Below are 22,408 nucleotides of genomic sequence, written 5' to 3' on the forward strand. Positions count from 1 at the left end.
GCGCGCAGTTTAGCGTGACCTGCGGGAATTTCGAGGTGGTTTTTTACCGCCCATGCAATAAATGCAGCAGTTTTTGGCCACGCTCTGTCAGGGCCTTGACAGCATCGGCTATGATAAGCCCTTTGTTTGTCGGCCTCACCCGGCCAAGTACTTCGTCTGTTCAAGGATCCTATGAGCAAGCCCACTGTCGACCCTACCTCGAATTCCAAGGCCGGACCTGCCGTCCCGGTCAATTTCCTGCGCCCGATCATCCAGGCGGACCTGGATTCGGGCAAGCACACGCAGATCGTCACCCGCTTCCCGCCTGAGCCCAACGGTTACCTGCACATCGGCCACGCCAAGTCGATCTGTGTGAACTTCGGCCTGGCCCAGGAGTTCGGTGGCGTCACGCACCTGCGTTTCGACGACACCAACCCGGCCAAGGAAGACCAGGAATACATCGACGCCATCGAGAGCGACATCAAGTGGCTGGGCTTCGAATGGTCCGGTGAAGTGCGCTATGCCTCCAAGTATTTCGACCAGTTGTTCGACTGGGCCGTCGAGTTGATCAAGGCCGGCAAGGCCTACGTAGACGACCTGACCCCGGAGCAAGCCAAGGAATACCGTGGCACCCTGACCGAGCCGGGCAAGAACAGCCCGTTCCGCGACCGTTCGGTGGAAGAGAACCTGGACTGGTTCAACCGCATGCGCGCCGGTGAGTTCCCGGACGGCGCCCGTGTACTGCGTGCCAAGATCGACATGGCCTCGCCGAACATGAACCTGCGCGACCCGATCATGTACCGCATCCGCCACGCCCATCACCACCAGACCGGTGACAAGTGGTGCATCTACCCGAACTACGACTTCACCCACGGTCAGTCGGACGCCATCGAAGGCATCACCCACTCCATCTGCACCCTGGAGTTCGAAAGCCACCGTCCTCTGTACGAATGGTTCCTCGACAGCCTGCCGGTACCGGCGCACCCGCGTCAGTACGAGTTCAGCCGCCTGAACCTGAACTACACCATCACCAGCAAGCGCAAGCTCAAGCAACTGGTCGATGAAAAGCACGTGTTTGGCTGGGACGACCCGCGCATGTCGACGCTGTCGGGCTTCCGCCGCCGTGGATACACCCCGGCATCGATCCGCAATTTCTGCGAGATGGTCGGCACCAACCGCTCCGACGGCGTGGTCGACTACGGCATGCTCGAATTCAGCATCCGTCAGGACCTCGACGCGAACGCCCCGCGCGCCATGTGCGTGCTGCGTCCGTTGAAGGTGGTGATCACCAACTACCCGGAAGGCCAGGTCGAAAACCTCGAACTGCCACGTCATCCGCAGAAAGAAGAACTCGGCGTGCGCAAGCTGCCGTTCGCCCGTGAAATCTACATCGACCGCGATGACTTCATGGAAGAGCCGCCAAAAGGCTACAAGCGCCTGGAGCCGAACGGCGAAGTGCGCCTGCGCGGCAGCTACGTGATCCGTGCCGACGAAGCGATCAAGGACGCCGATGGCAACATCGTCGAACTGCGTTGCTCCTACGACCCGGACACCCTGGGCAAGAACCCGGAAGGCCGCAAGGTCAAAGGTGTGGTGCACTGGGTGCCGGCGGCGGCCAGCGTCGAGTGCGAAGTGCGCCTGTACGATCGCCTGTTCCGCTCGCCGAATCCCGAGAAGGCCGAAGACAGTGCCAGTTTCCTGGACAACATCAACCCTGACTCGCTGCAAGTTCTCACGGGTTGTCGTGCCGAGCCATCGCTTGGCAACGCACAGCCGGAAGACCGTTTCCAGTTCGAGCGCGAAGGTTACTTCTGCGCGGATATCAAGGACTCGAAACCCGGTGCTCCGGTATTCAACCGTACCGTGACCTTGCGTGATTCGTGGGGCCAGTGATTCTGTTTTAAGGAACTGTCGTGCTAACGATTTACAACACACTCAGCAAGACCAAAGAAGTCTTCAAGCCGCTGGATGGCAACAAGGTGCGCATGTACGTGTGCGGCATGACCGTGTACGACTACTGCCACATCGGCCACGGCCGCAGCATGGTTGCCTTCGACCTGGTGACCCGCTGGTTGCGTTTCAGCGGTTATGACCTGACGTATGTGCGCAACATCACCGACATCGACGACAAGATCATCAATCGCGCCAACGAAAACGGCGAGTCGTTCGACGCGCTGACCGAGCGCATGATTGCTGCGATGCACGAGGACGAGGCACGCCTCAACATCCTCAAGCCGGACATGGAACCGCGCGCCACGGACCATATCCCGGGCATGCACGCGATGATCCAGACCCTGATCGACAAGGGTTACGCCTACGCCCCGGGCAATGGCGACGTGTACTACCGCGTCGCCAAGTTCATGGGCTACGGCAAGCTGTCGCGCAAGAAAATCGAAGACCTGCGCATCGGTGCGCGGATCGAAGTCGACGAAGCCAAGCAAGACCCGCTGGACTTCGTGCTGTGGAAAGGCACCAAGCCCGGCGAGCCGAGCTGGGAGTCGCCATGGGGCGCCGGGCGCCCGGGCTGGCACATCGAATGCTCAGTGATGTCCACCTGCTGCCTGGGCGAGACCTTCGACATTCATGGCGGCGGCAGCGACCTTGAGTTTCCGCACCACGAAAACGAAATCGCCCAAAGCGAAGCGGCCACCGGCAAGACCTACGCCAACGCGTGGATGCACTGCGGCATGATTCGCATCAATGGCGAGAAGATGTCCAAGTCCTTGAACAACTTCTTCACCATTCGCGACGTGCTGGAAAAGTACCATCCGGAAGTGGTGCGCTACCTGTTGGTGTCGAGCCATTACCGCAGCGCGATCAACTATTCGGAAGACAACCTCAAGGACGCCAAGGGCGCCCTGGAGCGTTTCTACCACGCGTTGAAAGGCCTGCCCTCCGTGGCGCCTGCGGGCGGCGAAGCGTTTGTCGCGCGGTTCACCGAAGTGATGAACGACGACTTCGGTACGCCTGAAGCCTGCGCGGTGCTGTTTGAAATGGTGCGCGAGATCAACCGCCTGCGCGAGAACGATCTCGACGCAGCGGCGGGGCTTGCCGCACGTTTGAAAGAGCTGGCGAGCGTGCTGGGCGTATTGCAGATGGAAGCCGATGACTTCCTGCAGGCGGGCGCTGAAGGGCGTGTGGATGCCGCTGAAATTGATGCGCTGATCCAGGCACGTTTGACTGCCCGGGCCAACAAGGACTGGGCGGAGTCTGACCGTATCCGTGACCAACTGACCGCGATGGGTGTGGTGTTGGAAGACGGGAAGGGCGGGACGACGTGGCGGTTGGCTGATCAGGCTTGATTGGTGATTGCTGAATGAAAAACGCCCCGACTGGTTCGGGGCGTTTTTTTTGGCCTGTCTATCCGTTATTCGGGTATTGGCGGCTATGGCGACCGCGCTTGCAGCGGACCACGGGCCGGACGCCTGTGCGGGGACATAGTTGACACATTCAAGGACAGATCAGGCCGGTTCAAGATCAAGCGCATAGCTGCTTAATGTGGGAGCTGGCTTGCCTGCGATACAGACACCTCGATTCAACCCAATCGCTCATTGAGCATCAGCGCTTGCCACCGACCCCATACCGGCTTTGAACAAACCCGTTATCCGACGCATACGTGCCGATATGCCGTAGCTCATGCTCGCCACCCAACTGGCTGAACAAGGGGATCCCCTGGCCCAGCACAACCGGAATACGCGTGATGATCATCTCGTCGATCAAACCCGCCTCAAGAAACGCCTGAATCGTCTGGCCTCCGTCGATATACAGGTGTTTCATCCCGCGCTCGGCCAACGCTGCCACGAGGCTGGTGACATCCTGGCTCACCACCTCAACCTTGCCCTTCAAAGCTGCAGGTAGCTCAACCGATTGGTGAGAGAGTGCTATGACCGGCGTGCCCTCATAGGGCCACTCCGGAAAGGACAACACTTTTTCCAGGGTCTTGCGGCCCATCACCAGCGCATCCACGGTGGCGATGAAGTGTTCATAGGTCACGCCGTTCAATTCGGCCCCTTCGTACTCAGGGCGATGGAGCCACTCGATATCACCATCTGGCCTGGCAATAAAGCCGTCGACGCTGGCTGCGATAAAGACCGAACATTTGCTATCCATGGGGCGTGAAACTCCTTTTCTGTGTGCTTGAAAATATCGACTGTCATGGGTCGGCAACGCTAATGTTAATTTAATCTTCCGATGCAATAAGCGAGCATTGCCAAAAATCACCGTGGGTACCCGGCGCAGGCCGGTGTGCCTTTTCGTATTGCGAGGATCTATGCGCCGTTGGTTAATCCGCTACCGTTACGCGATCATTTTCTGGCTGTGCTTCGGGGTTTTCCGCACCTCCTTGGCTGACTGGAATCCCATCCCGTCCGGTTCCATGCGCCCGACGTTGCTTGAGGGCGATGTGGTGCTGGTCAATCGCGTTGCGTACGACCTCAAATTGCCCCTCACTGATATTTCCCTGGCGAGACTGGATAACCCCCAGCGCGGAGATGTCGTCACGTTCTCCTCGCCCAAGGACGGCACGCGCCTGATCAAACGCATTGTCGGTATCCCCGGCGATACCCTGGAAATGCGCGACGAGGTGTTGTGGGTCAACGGTACGCCGGCCACCTACAGTAATGGGCAGGACATCAGCGAGCCCATCGCGCCTGGCCAAACAGTTCCGGGTATCAAGGTGACGGAGCGTGCGAACAGCAGCCAGCGCACGGTGCAGTTCATGCCGACAGTACGGGCGCTGCGCGATTTCGGCCCGGTGGTGGTGCCTGCCGACAGTTACTTCATGCTGGGCGACAATCGCGATAACAGCGATGACTCCCGCTATATCGGGTTTGTGCCGCGTCGGCTGTTGATCGGGCACGCCCACCATATCCTGGCGTCAGCGCAGATCCTGGACCACTGGATGCCACGATTGGGTCGATTTGGCGCGCCGATACTCTAGTGGGCTGATCACGCTTTTGCGCTGAGCGCCCGCAGTGCAAACCCCGCAATGCGCTCCAGTTGCTCAGTGGTGGCGCCGCCCTTGCTGGCGACTTTCATGCCGCTGAGGGTGGCCATCAGAAAATCACACGCGCCCGAGCGATCGGTGCCGACGGTCAATTCGCCTTGTTCCTGCGCACGCTCCAGCGTCTGTTCGAATGCGTTGCGCAAGCGTTCGGCGCTGTGGGCGGTGAGTTGATTGATCTCATCATCTTCCAGGCCGAACTCGCAGATGGCATTGACGCCCATGCAACCCGCCGTCCCTTCCCGCAGGGCGCGGGTGGCGAAGGATTGCAGGGTGTCGTGCAGTGCCTGCAGCGGGGTCGGGCCCTGGTTCAGGCGCTCGATCAAGTCGTCGACGCCGGTGCGCTGATACTCGGCCATCGCCAGCAGGTACAACTGACGTTTGTCGCCAAAGGTGTTGTACATGCTCTGGCGGCTCAGTCCCATGGCCTGCATCAGTTCTTCAGTCGAGGCCGCGGCAAAACCCTTGTCGCAGAAAACCCGGATGGCCTCGCGCAGCACCTGGTCGCGGTCGAATGCTCTGGGTCTTGCCATGGTTACCTCGGGGGAAATTGCAGGTGAAGGCTCAGGCCAGGTAGCCGCCATCGATGGTCATGCTTGTGCCGGTGACAAATGCCGCTTCTTCGGACGCGAGATAAGCAACCATGCCGGCAACATCGTCGGCGGTACCTACGCGGCCCAAGGGGATCAGGCTTTTGATCATGTCCGCATGGGGCCCGTCTGCCGGGTTCATGTCGGTGCTGGTGGGGCCCGGCTGCACGTTGTTGACGGTGATGCCGCGCGGGGCGAAATCAATCGCCAGGCCGCGGATCATACCGGCGATCGCCGACTTCGTCATGCTATAGACGCTGGAGCCCGGGAAGCCCGAACGTTGGGCGACCACGCTGCCGACGGTGATTATTCGGTCACCCGTGTGCATCACCGCCGAGCTGGCCTTGGCCGCCGCAAACGTGGCCCGCACATTGACCGCAAACATTCGGTCGAAGTCTTCCAGGCTGAAGGTGTCGACGGTGCCCATCAGCAGGATCCCGGCGTTGTTGACCAGGATATTCAAGGCGCCGAAATGCTCGACAGTGGCCGCGACCGCCCGTTCTATTGCCGCCACATCGGCGCTGTCGGCCTGAATCGCCAAGGCTTTTCCGCCCTTGCTTTCGATCAGGCCAACCAGCGCTTGCGCCTTGTCGGCAGAGGAGGAATAGGTAAACGCGACCGCTGCACCTTCAGCTGCAAGCCGGCGGACAATCGCTTCGCCGATACCGCGGGAACCGCCGGTGACCAGGGCGACTTTGTGGTTGAAGCGAGGGGTGTGAGCTGTCATGGGGGAGGCCTGAGGTTTAGTGGATTAAATAATCCACTAAACCGTACCAGCCTGGAAATACTTAGCCAAGCTGTTTTTGGATTAATTAATCTTTAACTGCCGGATGTGCTCTCGAATCCTTCATCAGACGCCGGTCATTTCAGGTCGCTGTAGGTCAACCTGAACTCCGACAGCGCCGGGTGCTCGGTTTTCCACTGGCGGCCATACGCCTTGGCTGTTTCCATTTCTTCGGCAGTCAGCGCGCTGGCCAGTTGTTGCAGGTAGCCTGCGGCATCGGCGTGCCGTGGGTTTTGCCGGGTACTGTCCATGACCAGCCAGTAGAGCCCATAGGCGTGGATTTTGTTCTCGGGGTAGTGATAGCGGTTGGTGCCACTTTCATCGATATCGAACCCGCCGAGCGCACCGGCATAGGTCATGACGCCATCAAGGTCATTCAGCGCCAGCCGTTTTTCCAGGTGTATGCGCTGGTAGGAGAGGTTGCGGTAGTAGGTCTGCATGTTGGCCAGCCACTTCATCGCTGGCGGGAAGCCCTTGAAGGCCGCATACCTGAGCATGGAGTCGCGGTTGTCACTGGCCTCCGGGTTTTTGTCGTACAACAGCGCCGCAATGTAATAGGCCTCGGCGCAGCCGGCATCACCTGCCTTTCTCAGCCACGAGCGATCTTTGGTCAGTTCATACAGCTGCAGCATCGCTGCGCCGTCGCCAGCATCGGCACCTGCCTGGGCGAGGGCCTTGGCCTTGGCCAGGTTGGTTTCGCCACCCAGGCGCATCAGGGCGTACACATGATCCTGGGCGGCGGCCAGGCGGTACCACGCCTGGGCCGCGGGGTCGACACTGCCGACCCGGCGCCGGATGGCTTCGCCCAGGGCGTATTGGGACGGCGCATCGCCGGCCGAGGCGGAGATGGTCAGGTGGATTTCGCACTCTTCGAATTCACCGAGTTGATACAACTCGAGGCCCCGCTGCTTGGCTGCCTGTTGCTGGCTCGTCAAATGTGAAATCAGCGCATTCAGCGAGTTGAGCAAATCAAACAGCGTGGTCAGTGCATCGGAATGGGTATACATGATCATTACCTGTATCGGGATACGTTGTCCGATAAAGGTAGGTGGGGCGGTGGGGTCCCAGGTGACAGATAGTTATCGGCAGGAGCGCTGCCTTTCCCGCGCTCTGGGCAACCCCTCAAGCGCTACGGCTGCCACGTATTGCCTGGTCCAGAAACAACGCCGCATTCGCCACGGCCTGCATGCCTTCGGGCAAGATTGCCGCAAACAAATGCCAGACATGAAACATCCCGGGCCAAACCTCCAGCGACACGCGTACCCGGTTTTCCCCCAGGTGGGTGGCCAGGCGCATGGCGTCGCTGAGCATGACTTCGTTTTCGCCGATCTGCACCAGAATGGGCGGCAATCCCCGGACGTCCGCGAACACCGGCGACGCATCGGGATCATTCGGCAGCGCGCCATTGAGAAACGCTTTTGCAAGCAGCGTCAGCCCCAGGCGGGAGGCTTGCGGGTCGAGGCCGTCACGGTTGTCGATGGAGGCGCCGGTGTGTTCCAGGTTGGCCCACGGCGACAAGGCGGCGCCCCCGGCGGGCAGTGGCAGGCCTGCGTTGCGGGCCTTGACCATCACCGACACCACCATTGCGCCGCCGGCCGAATCGCCCGAGAACACGATGGACCTGGGGTCATTGCCCTGGTCGAGTAGCCAGCGATAAGCCTGCAACGTGTCATCAATAGGTACGGGGAACGGATGCTCGGGCGCCAGGCGGTAGTCGGGCAGGTAGACTTTTGCACCCAGCAGTTTTGCGAAGTGGCCAGCAAGGCCCAGGTAGCCCCGCGGGCTGCCGCCGACATAACCACCGCCGTGGATGTAAAGCAGCACCTGGTCACCCTCAAACCCATCAGGCACGACCATCATGCCCGGTACGCCACCCATATCGACGTCACAAAAGCTGACACCGGCGGGAATCGGATGGGAACAAAGCACCTGCTCATAAGCCTTGCGCTGCTCATTGAGGGTGAGGGTGGTTTCCTGGCCCGTGAGAAATGGGCCGAAGTCAGCGGCGCAGGCAACCCACGCGTCGAGATGGGCCTGGACAAGGGGAGTGAATGCCATGGGGGAGAACCTCATAAAGTGATCCCGATACCGGGATTAGCGATTGAGGTTCTATTTTATGGATTCTATTGGAGAACGAATTTCACCACTGCGGCGCCTGCCGGGATCAGCTGCCGCTGTCAGTGCGACGGCTGCTGACTTCAGCCGGCACATCATCCCCGGCCATGCGCTTGCGGAACAACGCGGTGCGTGCCAGCAATAACGTGGTCACCGGCACCGTGATCGATAGCAGAATCGGGATCAACCAACCGTGCAACACCGGCCCGGACTTGAGCACCGAAAAGTAGATGATCGAGGCCAGCGCCACACACCAGGCGCCCAAGGTCGAGGCCAACGCCGGCGGGTGCATGCGCTGGAAAAAGTCCTTCATTCGCAACAACCCAATCGCCCCAATCAGCGCAAACAGGCTGCTAAGCACCAACAATACCGCGACGATCACTTCAACCCACAGCGGCAACACATCGACATTGATCATTCGATCACCTCCCCGCGCAGCAGGAATTTCGCCAGGGCAAACGACCCCACAAAGCCAAACAGCGCAATCAACAGCGCCGCTTCAAAATAGGTGTCACTGGCATACCGAATACCCAGCACCAGCATCATCAGCATGGCCAGGATGTACAGGTAATCCAGCGCCAGCACCCGGTCCTGGGCCGACGGGCCTTTGAACAGGCGCACCAGGGTCAGCACCATGGCCAGGGAGAACAGGAACAGGCTGAACAGGATCGCATTGGAGAGCAGGGCGCTCATTCGAAGATCTCCATCAGGGGCCGTTCGTAGGCGTGTTTGAAGTGCTCGATAAACTGCGCTTCGTCATCCAGGTCGAACACGTGGATCAGCAGGACGCTGCGGTCCAGGGCCAGTTCCGACCATACGGTGCCCGGCGTCACGCTGGTGATCATCGCCAGCACGGCCAGGCCGTTGGCATCCCGCAGGTCCAGGGGGATCTTGATAAAGCGCGAACGCGGTGGGCGAGAGCCGCAGGTCAGGATGCCCCAGGCCACGGCGAGGTTGGAGATGATCACGTCACGCCCCACCAGGAAGAACAAACGGATGATCACCCCCGGGCGGCGGATGCGGATCGGCAGCGGGCGCAACGGCGCCATCATCAGCGGTGCCGCAAAGCCGAGGATCGCCCCCAGCAGCAGGTTGCCGGGGCTGACGGACAGGTTCAGCACCAGCCACAACAACCACAATGCCAATGACAGCCACGGGGCAGGGAACAGGCGCTTCATGGCTGCACCTCCAGGGCGGCGGCCTTGGCTTCAGGGCTCGGCACCGGACGCGTCGCCATGACCGCCATCACATAGTGTTCCGGGTTGTTCAGGCTCTCGGCGGCCGCCTGGGTATAGCGCATCAGCGGCTCGGCCTTGAACGTCAGGGCGATGCTCAGGCCCAGCAGGAAGAAAATCGGCACGCATTCGAAGCGGCGCAGCAGCGGCGATGGACGTTCTTCCGGGGTCCAGAAGCGCTGGATGCCGAGGCGGGCGAAGGCGATCAGCGAAGCCAGGCCGGAGAAGATCAGCAGTGCCACCAGGCCCCAGGCGGCCGGACGCACCGGTTCGTCGATGGCATTGCCCAGGCCCATCGGGTTGATCAAGGCGCTGAGCAGGCTGAGCTTGCCGATAAACCCGGACAGCGGCGGCATGCCGATGATCAGCAGGGCGCAGGCGATAAAGCTCAGGCCGAGGAACGCCACCGTCCAGGGAATCACCTGGCCGACCACGGCTTTCTGTTCATCGTCGAGGTTGGTGCCGGGCGGTGGATGCAGGGATTCCATGGCCTTGGGCAGGGCTTCGATTTCATCGTCCAGGGGCATGTCGTTGGCCGAGCGCGAACGCTCGATCAGCTCGGCCAGCAGGAACAGCGCACTCAGCGCCAGGGTGGAGCTGACCAGATAAAACAGCGCCCCGGCGGTCAGGCTTGGCTGGGCAAACCCCACCGCCGACAGCAGGATCCCGGCGGACACCAGAATGCTCAGGCTGGCCATGCGTTCCAGGCGTTGCGCGGCAATCATCGCCAGCGCCGCGCAGACGATGGTCGCCATGCCGCCGTAGATCAGCCAGTCGCCACCGAACAGCGCCGAGGCGCCCGCCTGGCCGGAGAACAGCAGGTTCCACAGACGCAGCACGGTGTACACCCCAACCTTGGTCATGATCGCAAACATCGCCGCCACTGGCGCACTGGCCGAGGAGTAGGCAGGCGCCAGCCAGAAGTTCAGCGGCCACATTCCGGCCTTGGCCAGGAAGGCGACGGCGAGGATGCCCGCACCGGCATGCAGCAGGCCGCGATCGGCTTCCGGCACCAGGGGGATTTTCAGTGCCAGGTCGGCAAAGTTCAGGGTACCGGTGACGCCATAGATCAGCGCCGCGCCAATCAGGAACAAGGTCGAGGCCAGCAGGTTGATCGAGATGTAATGCAGCCCCGCCGACACCCGCGCCCGGCCGGAACCGTGGAGCATCAGGCCGTAGGACGCCGCCAGCAGCACTTCGAAAAACACGAACAGGTTGAACAGGTCGGCGGTCAGAAAGGCGCCATACAGGCCCATCAGCTGAATCTGGAACAGCGCATGGAAACTGGTGCCGGCCCGATCCCAACGGGCCATGGCGAACAGCAGGGCGCTGACGCCAATGATCCCGGTGAGCACCAGCATCATCGCCGAGAGTTGGTCTACCACCAGCACGATGCCGAACGGCACCTGCCAGTTGCCCGGCAGGTACACACCGATGGAGCCGGGGCCGCCTTTCTGGGTCCAGTACAGCAACAGCACGGCGATGCCCAGGCCCACCATGCTGGAGAACAGGTTGATCCGCGCCTTGAGCGGGCGGTGCTTCTCGCCGAGCATCAGCATCAGCGCGGCGGTCAGCAACGGCAGCAGGATCGGCGCGATGATCAGTTGATTCATCCAGGTCATTCCTTGGGCTCCCGGCCGTCCACATGGTCAGTGCCGGTCAGGCCCCGGGATGCCAGCAGCACCACCAGGAACAGTGCGGTCATGGCGAAGCTGATCACGATTGCCGTCAGCACCAGGGCCTGGGGCAGCGGATCGGTGTAGTTGAGCAAGTCTTGCGGCACGCCATCCTTGATGATCGGCTCCTTGCCGATAAACAGGCTGCCCATGCTGAAGATGAACAGGTTGACCCCGTAGGAGAGCAGGCACAGGCCCATCACCACCTGGAACGTCCGTGGCCGCAGGATCAGCCAGACGCCGGAGGCCGCCAGGACCCCAATGGCAATTGCGATGACTTCTTCCATCAGGCGGCTCCTCCTGGGCTGGCAACGGCTTTCGCCTGGTTACTGGGTTTATGGGCGCGCACCGATTGGTGGCCGAGGGCGGTGAGCATCAGCAAGGTCGAGCCGACCACCATGGCGTACACACCGACGTCGAAGAACAGCGCGCTGGCGACGTGGATGTCCCCCAGCACCGGCAGGCTAAAGTGCCAGGTGTGCGTGGTGAGGAACGGGTAGCCGGCGAGCAGTGCGCCCAGCCCGGTCAGGGTTGCCGACAACAAGCCAAAACCCATCCAGCGCATCGGCCGCAGGCTCATCTGCGCCTCGACCCACTGGGTACCGGCGACCATGTATTGCAGGATGAACGCGACGGACATCACCAGGCCGGCGACAAACCCGCCGCCCGGTTGGTTGTGCCCACGCATGAACAGGTAGAACGAGACAACTAGGGCAATCGGCAGCAGCAGGCGCACCAGCACCGCCGGCACCATCATGAAGCCCAGGGCGGTGTCGCTGGCCTGGCGCGGGTTGATCAGGTCGGTGGCCACGTCGGGTGCCAGTTGGCGCTGTTGCGCGGGCAGTTCCATGCTTTCCTTCGACGGGCGGAAGCGGCGCAGCAGGGCGTAGACGGTCAGCGCCACGGCGCCGAGCACGGTGATTTCTCCCAGGGTGTCGAAGCCCCGGAAGTCCACCAGCATCACGTTCACCACATTGCTGCCACCGCCTTCTGGCAGGGCACGGCTGAGGTAGAAGGAGGAGATGTCGTTGGGCGTCTGGCGGGTCAGCATCGCGTAGGAGAGCAGCGCCATGCCGCCACCGACCACGGTGGACAGCAGGAAGTCCCGCAGGCGGCGGATGCGTGCCTTGCGCAGCGAGCTGGGCAGTGGGGAAACTTCTTCGATCCGCCGTGGCAGCCAGCGCAGGCCCAGCAGGATCAGCACGGTGGTGACCACTTCCACCACCAGTTGCGTCAGCGCCAGGTCTGGCGCCGAGAACCAGACGAAGGTCACGCAGGTCACCATCCCGCACACGCTGACCATGGTCAGGGCTGCCAGCCGGTGGTACTTGGCTTGCCAGGCGGCGCCCAGGGCGCAGGCGATTGCCAGCAGCCACAGGGTGACGAACACGATGGAGCCCGGGATCTTCGGCCGGTCGCCCCAACTGATGCCGCTGTAGAGCATCGGGATCAACCCGGCGATCACCGCCGCCAGCACCAGCAGGAACAGCTGGGTTTGCAGGCGTTTGGTGCTGATGCGTTTTTCGATCTTGCGCACCCCGCGCATCATCACCACCAGGCAGCGCTCGAAGCCGCGCTTGCCATTGAAGTAGCTGATGATCGGCGGGTATTTGAAGCGGCCCAACTTGAGTTGCTTGCGCAGCAGCAGATAGAGCACCACGCCGCCGGACATGGCCACCAGGCTCATGATCATCGGCGCGTTCCAGCCGTGCCAGATGGCGAGGCTGTATTCCGGCAGTTCGCCGCCGACCACCGGCAGGGCCGCTGCGGCGAGGATCGAACCGACCACCTGGGCCGGGAAAATCCCCACCAGCAGGCAGGTAAACACCAGCAACTCCACCGGCGCACGCATCCAGCGTGGCGGCTCGTGCGGGGTGTGGGGCAGGTTGGTGGCCTTGGGGCCGAAGAACACATCCACGGTAAAGCGCAGGGCATAGGCCACGCTGAAGGTACCGGCGATGGTGGCGATGACCGGCAGGGCGATTTCCACCCAGGCGGTGGCGGAGATGAACACGGTCTCGGCGAAGAACATTTCCTTGGACAGGAAACCGTTGAGCAGCGGCACGCCGGCCATGGACGCACTGGCGACCATCGCCAGGGTGGCGGTAAACGGAATCAGCTTGAACAGGCCGCTGAGCTTGCGGATGTCACGGGTGCCGCTTTCGTGGTCGATGATCCCCGCCGCCATGAACAGCGACGCCTTGAAAGTGGCGTGGTTAAGGATATGGAATACGGCGGCGACAGCGGCCAGCGGGCTGTTGAGGCCCAGCAGCAAGGTGATCAGCCCGAGGTGGCTGATGGTGGAGTAGGCCAGCAGGCCCTTGAGGTCGTTCTGGAACATGGCGCAATAAGCGCCGAGCAGCAGGGTAATGGCGCCGGCACCGCCGACAATCCAGAACCACTCTTCGCTGCCGGACAGCGACGGCCACAGGCGGGCCAGCAGGAACACGCCGGCCTTCACCATCGTTGCCGAGTGCAGGTAGGCCGACACCGGCGTCGGTGCAGCCATGGCGTGGGGCAGCCAGAAGTGGAAGGGGAATTGCGCGCTTTTGCTCAGGGCGCCGATCAGCACCAGGGCAAGCATGATCGGGTACAACGAATGGGCACGGATCTGATCACCGGCAGCCAGGACCTGGTCCAGGTCGTAGCTGCCGACGATATGCCCGAGCAGCATCACCCCCGCCAGCAGGCACAAGCCGCCTGCGCCGGTGACCATCAGCGCCATATAGGCGCCACGCCGGGCATCGGCGCGGTGGTGCCAGTAGCCGATCAGCAGGAACGAGAACAGGCTGGTGAGCTCCCAGAAAAACACGATCTGGATCAGGTTGCCGGAGATCACCAGGCCGAGCATCGCACCCATGAAGGCCAGGAAAAACGCGAAGAAGCGCGGCACCGGGTCTTCCGGCGACATGTAATACCGGGCGTACAGCGACACCAGGGTCCCGATGCCCAGCACCAGCATCGAGAACAACCAGGCAAAACCGTCCATGCGCAATACGAAGTTCAGCCCGAGGCTGGGCAACCACATGAATTCTTCACGTATCACGCCACCATGGGCGATCTGGGGGTACAGCAGGGCGACTTGAACCGTCCCGACCAGGGCCACAAGGCCGGCCAGCAGGGACTCTGTGTTGCGTGCGTTGTGCGGCAGCAAGGCCGCCAGACAGCTGCCGATAAAAGGCAGAAGCAGTAGAACTATCAGGGACATAGGCTTCTAATCTGCGGGAGTTTGGGATGCATCATACGTGCCGGAATCTTGATCACCAAACGGCAAGATGTGGCAGGATCCTACAAGGTAGGCTGAAAAAGGCTGTTTGGCATTGTTTCAGTGCCCGTATCCAGGACAGGTATGCTGTTCAAAGGTTTTTTTCAGCCTATTGCATAAGGACGTGTGATGACCCAGCGATTGCTCCACCTTGACCATGTCGCCTGCAGCCTGCCGGATGGACGCAGCCTGTTCGACAACCTGAACCATGCCTTCAGCGCCCGGGCGACCGGCCTCGTGGGGGCCAACGGGACTGGCAAGTCCTTGTTGGGCGCAATGCTCGCGGGCACCCTGCAGCCCACCCGCGGGCATGTGCGCCGTGAGGGAAGTGTGTACGCGGTGACGCAACTGCTGGAGCCCGAACACTATCCCAGCGTGGCGGCGTTGGCGGGTGTCGACCAAGTGCTGGCGGCGTTGGCGCGCATCGCCGAGGGCAGCGTGGACGAACACGACCATGCACTGGCCGTTGATCAATGGGATTGCGCGCCTCGACTGGCGGCGGCCCTGGAGCAAATCGGCCTGGGGCACTTGACTGCCGACTCGCCAACCGCGGCCCTCAGTGGCGGCGAACGCCAGCGCGTCGCTTTGCTGGGCGCCTGGTTGTCGAGGGCAGACTGGTTGATCCTCGATGAGCCCAGCAACCACCTGGACATTGATCAGCAGCACAAGCTTGCCCAGCAGATTGATCGGTGGCCCGGCGGCCTGGTGCTGATCAGCCATGATCGCGGGCTGCTGGAGCACATGGACGAGATTGTCGAACTGTCGCCCAAGGGCTTGGCGGTGTACGGCGGTAATTACAGCCACTATGCGGCGACACGGGAGCAGGAGCAGCAGGCGTTCCAGTCGGCGTTGCAGGGGGAGCGCGCGCACGCCAAACGTGAGCAGCGTGAAGCGGTCATCCAGATGGAGCGTCAGCAGCGCCGCAATGCCCGGGGCGACCGCCAGGCCCGGGATGGCAACCAGACCAAACTGATCACCAACGCCCAGAAAGAGCGCAGTGAAAACAGCCAGGGCAAGTTGCGCCTCAACCAGCAGCTGGCGCGTGAGCAGCAACAGCAACGGATCGCCGAGGCGCGTGCGCGGTGTGCGCCCGAGATCCAGCGCATGATGCTGTCGCCGGAAAGCGTGGTGCCCCAGGGCAAGCTGGTGCTGCAGTTGAACGACGTGGTGTTGCCGTTTGGCAGCCCGGCGCCGATCAATCTGACCCTGACCGGCCCGATGCGCATGGCAATCGTGGGGGCCAATGGCAGCGGCAAGTCGAGCCTGTTGCGGGTGATCGCAGGCCAGCTGTCGGTGGCCTCCGGCGGGCTGGTGCGCAGTTCGGCTGGCTGGATCAACACGCCGGGCTGGAGCACCCCGAGCGCACGGCGGTGCAATGGCTTTACGAAAGTAATCCGCTACTGGCGCAAAGCGAAGCGCGTACCCGGCTGGCGCAAATGGGCATCGATGCCGACCGGGCGGTCCTCGATACGCGCCAACTGAGCGGCGGCGAGCGTCTGAAAATTGCCCTGGCCGCACAGCTCTACGCCGAGCATCCGCCGCAATTGTTGTTGCTGGACGAACCCGACAACCATCTGGACTTGCCCAGCCGGATTGCCCTGGAGCAAATGCTCAATCAGTACCAGGGCGCGCTGATCGTGGTGTCCCATGACGAGGCGTTCCTGCAGGCCATCAACCTGGACGGTGAGTTGCGCCTCTGAGGCCGCTTAACCCTGGTTTTCATGTTCCAGTTCGGCCTGGGGCTCGGCGAGCCGCTGCCGGCGGGTTTTCATCTCACTGACAATCACCGCCGCCACGATCAACGCCGCGCCCACCATGGCAATCGGCGGGAAGCGCTCCCCGGCAATCCGCCCGACTACGCCGGCCCACACCGGCTCCCCGGCATAAATCAGCGTGGCGCGAGTCGGCGAGACGCTTTTCTGCGCCCAGTTCATCGCCACCTGAATCACCGCGCTGGTCAGCCCCAGGCCCACCGCGCTGAACAGCAGCAACCAGGAAAACCCCGGCAGTGCCTCGCCCATCGGCACCACCATCAGGAACGACAGCACCGACGCCGTGGCCAGTTGCACCACCGTTACCCGGCGTACATCCACCTGCCCGGCAAAGGCGCTGATCAGGATGATCTCGGCGGCAATTGCTACCGCACCGATCAACGTGGCGATTTCACCGGGGCTGAAATTCAATGATGCCCCGGCCGGGCCGGTCAGCAGCATCAGCCCGGTAAACGCGAGCATGATGCCGATGCTCGGCATCAACCCCGGCCGCCGTCCCAATACCAGCCATTGCAGCAGCGGCACGAATGGCACATACAGCGCAGTAATAAATGCCGACTGGCTGCTCAGGATCGTCTGCAAGCCAATGGTCTGCAAACCGTAGCCGAACATGATCGCCACACCGATAAAGCAGCCAGCCTTCAATTCAAACAGCGTCAGGCTCCGCAGGCTGCGGAATGAGAACGCCCCGACGATGAGCGCCGCTGCAGCAAAACGCAGGCCGACGAAAAACATCGGGCCGCTGACCGCCATGGCGTGCTGCACCAGCAAAAAGGTGCCGCCCCAAAACATGGTGATCACCACCAATACACATTCGGCTTTGCTGAAACGGGAAAACAACGGGGAGGTGGTCATGGCGGCTCGGTCTTGCACAGGAAGGGCGCGGACCGCACAATGCGCCGCAAGCTGGGCAGTATACTGCGCAACCCCACCCTGTGAGCAATATAGTGCACAAAGAAAATCCGCAACGGGCCTCGGTCCTGCAACACGTCAGCCAGAACGTTCGGCGCCTGCGCCATGCGGCTGAGTTGAGCCAGACGGCGCTGTCCGAAAAATCCGGCGTCAGCCGGCGCATGCTGGTGGCAATCGAGGCGGGGGAGAAAAACGTCAGCCTGTCGACCCTCGACCGGGTGGCCGAAGCCCTGGACGTGGCCTTCAGCGACTTGATCCAGGCCCCGGATGCCGCTGATCACAGCCGTATCAACGAACTGGCCTGGGCCGGTGACATCCCCGGCAGCAAAGCCGTGCTGCTGGCCAAGGCCACCGCGCGTCGCGAGGTGGAACTATGGGAGATGCGCCTGGAGCCCGGCGATCGCTACATGCCTGAACCGGACCCCGAGGGTTGGAGCGTGCAGTTGTTTGTGTTCGAAGGCACCCTGACGCTGGTGCTGGGGGATGAGGAAAAAAACGTCGCCACCGGTGAGTTCCTGATGTTCGCCAGCCGCTACCTTCACGCCTATCGCAATGACGGCGACGTGGCGGTGCGGTTTGTGCGCAACGTGGTGATTTAAGACTCTTGGCTTTGAGTGTTGTCAACTGTCAGATTTCACAGCTTACATCAGCGTTGGGTTGAATCTAGTGTGGGAGTTACTGCTCAGAGAACTGGCTCAATCGGAGCGCGGGCGGAAGGGGCAGTTGGCTTCACTAAATGGAGAGCACACTGATGACAGCGCAAGACTCAAAGCACATCAAGAGTAGTGACTTGCTTCCCCGTCCACGCATTAATCCCTCTCACGGGAACCATGTGAATTATCCCGAGATGCAGGGTGGGCAAGCCTCGATCATTATTCCCGCGTATCCGGGACTGGCTATCGGGCAAACAATCAGGTGGACGGTCAGGGGGAACGGCTTGCTGTTTGGTCACATCGAGGTAAAGTCGCTGGAGCACCAATACAAAGATGTTGTGAACGGTATTGTCTTCCGCCGTGAGGTGGTGGAGGCAAAATATGGCGTGCGTCAAGATGGACATGACGAGCGCCTTTCTGACCATAGTTTTTATATCGTGGACGACCGTCCTGCCGATGCCTGAGTGGCAGTGAGTTGGCTTTCAATACCGAAGTCAGTGTCGCCGGTATTGAAAGCCACCACGGGGCCTTGCTCCCGGATGATCAACTGTTGGCAGCGCAACAGTGGTTGGACACTTTGCTGTTTTGAACTGCCAACGACTTCCCTGATATACCGGCAACCTGCTGATTTCATTGCGCATCGCATTCGGGCACGACTCCTGCAATCACTCCAGTATCTCTCTGGCGCCTGGAGTCGGCCCATGTCAGCCCAACCCCTACAACCTGCCCACATCATCCGTTCGGACGCCGAGGCCATTGCGGTTGCCACCGAGTTGGCCAAGCGTTTTGCCGTGGACGCCGGCGTGCGCGACCGCGAGCGACGCCTGCCGGTGGCCGAGCTGGACGAATTCTCCGCCAGTGGCCTGTGGGGCATCACCATTCCCAAGGCCTACGGCGGCGCGGAAGTGTCCTATGTGACGGTGGCCGAGGTGATCAAGCTGATCTCCGCCGCCGACCCGTCCCTGGGGCAGATTCCGCAGAACCACCTGGGCGTCGTCGACATCCTCCTGCAAACCGCCAGCGAGGAGCAAAAGCAGCACTACTTCGCCAAGGTCCTGCAGGGCTATCGGTTTGGCAATGCCTTCTCCGAAGCCAAGAGCAAGAACGCCGGCACGTTTGACACACAAGTGCGCTTCGACGGCGACAGTGCGTACATCAACGGCGAGAAGTTCTACTGCACCGGCGCACTGTTCGCCCATATCGTGCCGACGGTGGGCGTCAACGAAAAGGACCAGGCGTTCATCGCCTTTGTCGAACGGGACGCGCCGGGCCTGCAAGTGATCGACAGCTGGGACGGCTTCGGCCAGCGCACCACCGCCAGCGGCGGCGTGACCCTCGACGGTGTGAAGGTGCCGCTGAGTGCGGTGATCCCCGCCCACCAGGCCTTCGACCAGCCCACCGCCAACGGCCCGATTTCGCAGATCATCCAGGCGGCCGTCGACACCGGCATCGCCCTCGGGGCCCTGGAACAAGCCAAGATTCATGCACGCCAGGCCCGGCCCTGGATCGACAGCCAGCAGGATCACGGCTGGCAAGACCCGTTCACCATCGCCGCCATCGGCGACCTGGAATGGCGGGTCCACGGCACCGAAGCGATCCTCGCCAAGGCAGGCATTGCCGTCGACCAGGCCCTGGCCAACCCCAACGAAGACACCGTGGCCAATGCCTCGTTGGTCGTCGCCCAGGCCAAAGTGCTGTCGGCGGAAACCGCCTTGCTCGCCAGCAGCAAACTCTTCGAACTGGCCGGCACCCGCTCGGTGTCCGGCAAGCACAACCTCGACCGCTTCTGGCGCAACGCACGTACCCACACCCTGCACGACCCGGCCCGCTGGAAATACCACCTGATCGGCAACTTCGTGCTCAACGGCGTCAAGCCCGCACGCCATGCCTGGAACTGAGGAGCTGCATCCATGACCGCACTGAATCAGGCGCGCCAACTGCTGGAAAGCACCCGGCGCTTTGTCGAGAAAAGTGATGACCCCTACGTGATCAGCCGCTTTGGCGATTTGCAGATTCGCGTGGAGGTAGCGGCTGCTTTGTTTGAACGTGCCGAAACCCACCCAGGCCCGGTGGCCCTCACAGAAGCCCAGATAGCGGCTGCCGAGGCCCTCATCGCTGTCAGCAACGCCGAATTCGAACTCACCGGCCAGCGTACTGCGCTGCCGCCGACCCTTGATGATCCCCTGCGCTGGAAATACCAGATTGTCGGCAACTACCACCTCAACGGTGTCGCCCCCCGGAGTAACGTTTAATGCCTCGTGAAATCCGTTTGAATGCTTTCGACATGAACTGTGTCGGCCACCAGTCGCCGGGCCTGTGGGCCCACCCGCGTGACCGCTCATGGCAGTACAAGGACCTGGAATACTGGACCGACCTGGCAAAAATTCTCGAGCGCGGCAAGTTCGACGGCCTGTTCATCGCCGACGTGCTGGGCATCTACGACGTCTATAACGGCAACGGTGACGCAGCGATTCGCCAGGCGACCCAGGTGCCGGTCAACGACCCGCTGTCGCTGATCGCACCCATGGCGCTGGTCACCGAACACCTGGGTTTTGGCCTCACCGCTTCACTGTCCTTCGAACACCCGTACCCGTTCGCCCGGCGCCTTTCCACCCTCGACCACCTGACCAAGGGCCGCGTCGGCTGGAACATCGTCACCTCGTACCTGGAAAGCGGCGCGAAGAACCTCGGCCAGAAAGCCCAGACCGAACACGATGCGCGCTACGACTACGCCGAGGAATACCTGGAGGTTTGCTACAAGCTCTGGGAAGGCAGCTGGGAAGAGGGCGCGGTGTTACGCGACCGCGAACGGCGGATCTTCAGCGACCCGAGCAAGATCCACGAGATCCGCCACGTCGGCAAACACTTCCAGGTGCCCGGCATTCACCTGTGCGAACCGTCGCCACAACGCACGCCGGTGCTGTACCAGGCCGGGGCGTCGAGCCGTGGCAAACAGTTCGCCGCCGAACAGGCCGAATGCGTGTTCGTTGCCGCACCGTCGAAAGTGCTGCTGAAGAAAACCGTTGCCGATATCCGCCGCCGTGCGGCCGAGGCGGGGCGTGACCCGAAGAAAATCCTGATCTTCAACTTGCAGACGGTGATCGTTGGCGAGACCGATGCCAAGGCCAAGGCCAAGTTCGACGAATACAAATCCTATGTCAGCTACGAAGGCGCGATGGCCCTGATCTCCGGCTGGACCGGCATCGACTTCAGCCAGTTCAAGCCCGATGAACCCCTCAAGCATGTGCATACCAACGCCATTCAATCGGCGGTGGAAGCCTTCTCCACTGCCGACCCGAACAAGGTCTGGACCCCGAATGAACTGGCAGACTGGGTCGGCATCGGCGGCTTCGGCCCGTTGTTCGTCGGCGGCCCGGAAACCGTGGCCGATCTGTTGCAGGAATGGGTTGAAGAGACCGATGTGGACGGCTTCAACCTGGCCTATGCACTGACCCACGAGACTTTTATCGACGCGGTCGAGTTGCTGGTGCCGGAGTTGCAGAAGCGCGGCGTGTACAAGACCGAATATGCCCAGGGCACCCTGCGGGAGAAATTGTTTGGGGACGGCGCGCGGTTGGCGGACAACCATCCGGGGGCCAGCTATCGTGATTTGTCGGGTGTACATAAAACAAATGTGGGAGCGGGCTTGCTCGCGAATGCGGACTGACATTCAGCATTGATGTTGCCTGACGCACCGTTTTCGCGAGCGAGTCGAGCCGTCCCACCGCCGCCCACATAAATCCGGCCAGCGGACCACCGCATGCTTGTTTCACCAATAGGAGCATCACCCTATGAGCGTGCATGAACTTGAACTTGCGCTGGATGTGGAATGGCCCGCCGAACGGGTCACGGTGTTGCCCGAGGCGTTGGCGCAGTTGCGCCATTGGGCACAAGTGACCCCGTTGCACAGCGCCCTGCGCCACAAACGTGACGGCCAGTGGTATGCCTGGCGCTGGATCGATGCCTTGCGGGATGTCGAGCGCCTGGCTGATGGCTTGCGTCAGCAGGGCTTTACCGAGCAGTCGCGGCTGGCCCTCAGCGGTGCCTTCGAACCCGGCCTATTGCTGCTGGCCCTGGCCGCCCAGGTGATCGGTGGCCAGATCCTGACCCTGGCGGATGACCTCGAGCCCGCTGCCCTGCAGCAACAAGTGTGGCGCATCCGGCCTACCCACGCGTATGTCCCTGGGCTCCAGACGTTGGCGATGGTGCGACGGATCGACCCTGTGGACACCTCACAACGGCTCTGTCGCTGGTGGCAGCCTTCGGGCAAGACCGAATTGTGGAGCGGGGAAAGCACCCACTGGCAAGGCGGCCTGGCGACGGTGCTGGAGCAATGGCTGATTAGCGGCCAGAGCCTGGGCTTCCCGCAGTCGGGCTGAACTAGGCGTCCCGGGTCGATGTGCTGGATACTGCACGGGGCGATTT

The 22,408-nt window shown here is 61.9% G+C and carries 20 protein-coding genes and 2 pseudogenes; 10 read left to right on the top strand and 12 right to left on the bottom strand.

What is annotated here, in order from left to right; genetic code table 11:
- The first annotated feature begins 171 nt into the window (after positions 1–171).
- Together HX805_RS27245 and cysS are read left to right on the top strand one after the other, a co-directional pair.
- A complete protein-coding gene (locus HX805_RS27245) occupies positions 172–1,872 on the top strand; it encodes a glutamine--tRNA ligase/YqeY domain fusion protein (RefSeq protein ID WP_177117466.1) in 1,701 nt (566 codons plus the stop codon).
- 20 nt (positions 1,873–1,892) lie between these two features.
- The gene (gene cysS / locus HX805_RS27250) at positions 1,893–3,281 is read left to right on the top strand and encodes a cysteine--tRNA ligase (RefSeq protein ID WP_177117467.1); all 1,389 of its coding nucleotides are present in this window, start codon (positions 1,893–1,895) and stop codon (positions 3,279–3,281) included.
- 256 nt (positions 3,282–3,537) lie between these two features.
- Here the strand turns inward: cysS and HX805_RS27255 are convergent, their stop codons facing one another.
- A complete protein-coding gene (locus tag HX805_RS27255) occupies positions 3,538–4,089 on the bottom strand; it encodes a dihydrofolate reductase family protein (RefSeq protein ID WP_177117468.1) in 552 nt (183 codons plus the stop codon).
- 160 nt (positions 4,090–4,249) lie between these two features.
- Between HX805_RS27255 and lepB the strand changes: the two genes are divergently transcribed.
- Positions 4,250–4,918 (top strand): signal peptidase I, encoded by a 669-nt coding sequence (lepB, locus tag HX805_RS27260; RefSeq protein ID WP_008432435.1) that lies wholly within the window; start codon positions 4,250–4,252, stop codon positions 4,916–4,918.
- A gap of 8 nt (positions 4,919–4,926) precedes the next feature.
- Here lepB and HX805_RS27265 read toward each other — a convergent pair whose 3' ends face one another.
- The 10 genes from HX805_RS27265 to HX805_RS27310 all read right to left on the bottom strand — a co-directional run bounded on the left by HX805_RS27265 (position 4,927) and on the right by HX805_RS27310 (position 14,589).
- Complete coding sequence (locus HX805_RS27265) at positions 4,927–5,514, bottom strand: TetR/AcrR family transcriptional regulator (RefSeq protein WP_177117469.1); 588 nt, start codon at positions 5,512–5,514, stop codon at positions 4,927–4,929.
- Positions 5,515–5,545: 31 nt separating this feature from the next.
- Entirely contained in the window at positions 5,546–6,298 is a 753-nt protein-coding gene (locus HX805_RS27270) for a 3-oxoacyl-ACP reductase family protein (RefSeq protein ID WP_008432437.1), read from the bottom strand.
- A 134-nt stretch (positions 6,299–6,432) separates the two neighbouring features.
- The gene (locus tag HX805_RS27275) at positions 6,433–7,362 is read right to left on the bottom strand and encodes a sel1 repeat family protein (RefSeq protein ID WP_177117470.1); all 930 of its coding nucleotides are present in this window, start codon (positions 7,360–7,362) and stop codon (positions 6,433–6,435) included.
- A gap of 115 nt (positions 7,363–7,477) precedes the next feature.
- Positions 7,478–8,413, bottom strand: coding sequence for an alpha/beta hydrolase (locus tag HX805_RS27280; protein WP_177028454.1), 936 nt, complete (start codon positions 8,411–8,413; stop codon positions 7,478–7,480).
- A 106-nt stretch (positions 8,414–8,519) separates the two neighbouring features.
- A complete protein-coding gene (locus tag HX805_RS27285; protein WP_003211753.1) occupies positions 8,520–8,888 on the bottom strand; it encodes a Na+/H+ antiporter subunit G in 369 nt (122 codons plus the stop codon).
- On the bottom strand, positions 8,885–9,163 hold the full coding sequence (locus HX805_RS27290; protein ID WP_003211751.1) for a K+/H+ antiporter subunit F: 279 nt from the start codon (positions 9,161–9,163) through the stop codon (positions 8,885–8,887). The genes HX805_RS27285 and HX805_RS27290 overlap by 4 nt, the downstream gene beginning before the upstream one ends.
- Positions 9,160–9,648, bottom strand: coding sequence for a Na+/H+ antiporter subunit E (locus HX805_RS27295; RefSeq protein ID WP_003211750.1), 489 nt, complete (start codon positions 9,646–9,648; stop codon positions 9,160–9,162). Before HX805_RS27295 ends, HX805_RS27290 begins: the two co-directional genes overlap by 4 nt.
- Positions 9,645–11,327 (bottom strand): monovalent cation/H+ antiporter subunit D, encoded by a 1,683-nt coding sequence (locus HX805_RS27300; protein WP_003211748.1) that lies wholly within the window; start codon positions 11,325–11,327, stop codon positions 9,645–9,647. Before HX805_RS27300 ends, HX805_RS27295 begins: the two co-directional genes overlap by 4 nt.
- Positions 11,324–11,668 (bottom strand): Na+/H+ antiporter subunit C, encoded by a 345-nt coding sequence (locus HX805_RS27305; protein WP_003192163.1) that lies wholly within the window; start codon positions 11,666–11,668, stop codon positions 11,324–11,326. The genes HX805_RS27300 and HX805_RS27305 overlap by 4 nt, the downstream gene beginning before the upstream one ends.
- Positions 11,668–14,589 carry a monovalent cation/H+ antiporter subunit A gene (locus HX805_RS27310; RefSeq protein ID WP_003211746.1) on the bottom strand — a complete coding sequence of 974 codons (2,922 nt, stop codon included), beginning with the start codon at positions 14,587–14,589 and terminating at the stop codon, positions 11,668–11,670. Before HX805_RS27310 ends, HX805_RS27305 begins: the two co-directional genes overlap by 1 nt.
- Positions 14,590–14,775: 186 nt before the next feature.
- On the opposite strand from HX805_RS27310, the pseudogene HX805_RS27315 reads away from it, so the two are divergent.
- Positions 14,776–16,346 (top strand): annotated as a pseudogene (locus tag HX805_RS27315) (ATP-binding cassette domain-containing protein).
- A gap of 6 nt (positions 16,347–16,352) precedes the next feature.
- Here HX805_RS27315 and HX805_RS27320 read toward each other — a convergent pair.
- Positions 16,353–17,273 carry a DMT family transporter gene (locus HX805_RS27320; RefSeq protein WP_177117471.1) on the bottom strand — a complete coding sequence of 307 codons (921 nt, stop codon included), beginning with the start codon at positions 17,271–17,273 and terminating at the stop codon, positions 16,353–16,355.
- 92 nt (positions 17,274–17,365) lie between these two features.
- On the opposite strand from HX805_RS27320, the gene HX805_RS27325 reads away from it, so the two are divergent.
- From HX805_RS27325 to HX805_RS27350, 6 genes and pseudogenes are all read left to right on the top strand, one after another.
- Entirely contained in the window at positions 17,366–17,929 is a 564-nt protein-coding gene (locus HX805_RS27325) for a helix-turn-helix domain-containing protein (RefSeq protein WP_003211741.1), read from the top strand.
- 152 nt (positions 17,930–18,081) lie between these two features.
- Positions 18,082–18,447: a hypothetical protein gene (locus tag HX805_RS27330; RefSeq protein ID WP_134326982.1), complete on the top strand. Its 366-nt coding sequence runs from the start codon at positions 18,082–18,084 to the stop codon at positions 18,445–18,447.
- A gap of 237 nt (positions 18,448–18,684) precedes the next feature.
- Positions 18,685–19,881 (top strand): SfnB family sulfur acquisition oxidoreductase, encoded by a 1,197-nt coding sequence (locus HX805_RS27335; RefSeq protein ID WP_177041926.1) that lies wholly within the window; start codon positions 18,685–18,687, stop codon positions 19,879–19,881.
- 12 nt (positions 19,882–19,893) lie between these two features.
- Complete coding sequence (locus HX805_RS27340; RefSeq protein WP_003211737.1) at positions 19,894–20,235, top strand: hypothetical protein; 342 nt, start codon at positions 19,894–19,896, stop codon at positions 20,233–20,235.
- Positions 20,235–21,650, top strand: coding sequence for an LLM class flavin-dependent oxidoreductase (locus HX805_RS27345; protein ID WP_003211735.1), 1,416 nt, complete (start codon positions 20,235–20,237; stop codon positions 21,648–21,650). Before HX805_RS27340 ends, HX805_RS27345 begins: the two co-directional genes overlap by 1 nt.
- A 124-nt stretch (positions 21,651–21,774) precedes the next feature.
- Positions 21,775–22,356, top strand: a pseudogene (locus HX805_RS27350) (AMP-binding protein); the annotation flags it as partial.
- Positions 22,357–22,408 lie beyond the last annotated feature (52 nt).

Origin of the sequence: Pseudomonas sp. G5001 (assembly GCF_013385475.1) — a bacterium.
Taxonomy (GTDB): domain Bacteria; phylum Pseudomonadota; class Gammaproteobacteria; order Pseudomonadales; family Pseudomonadaceae; genus Aquipseudomonas.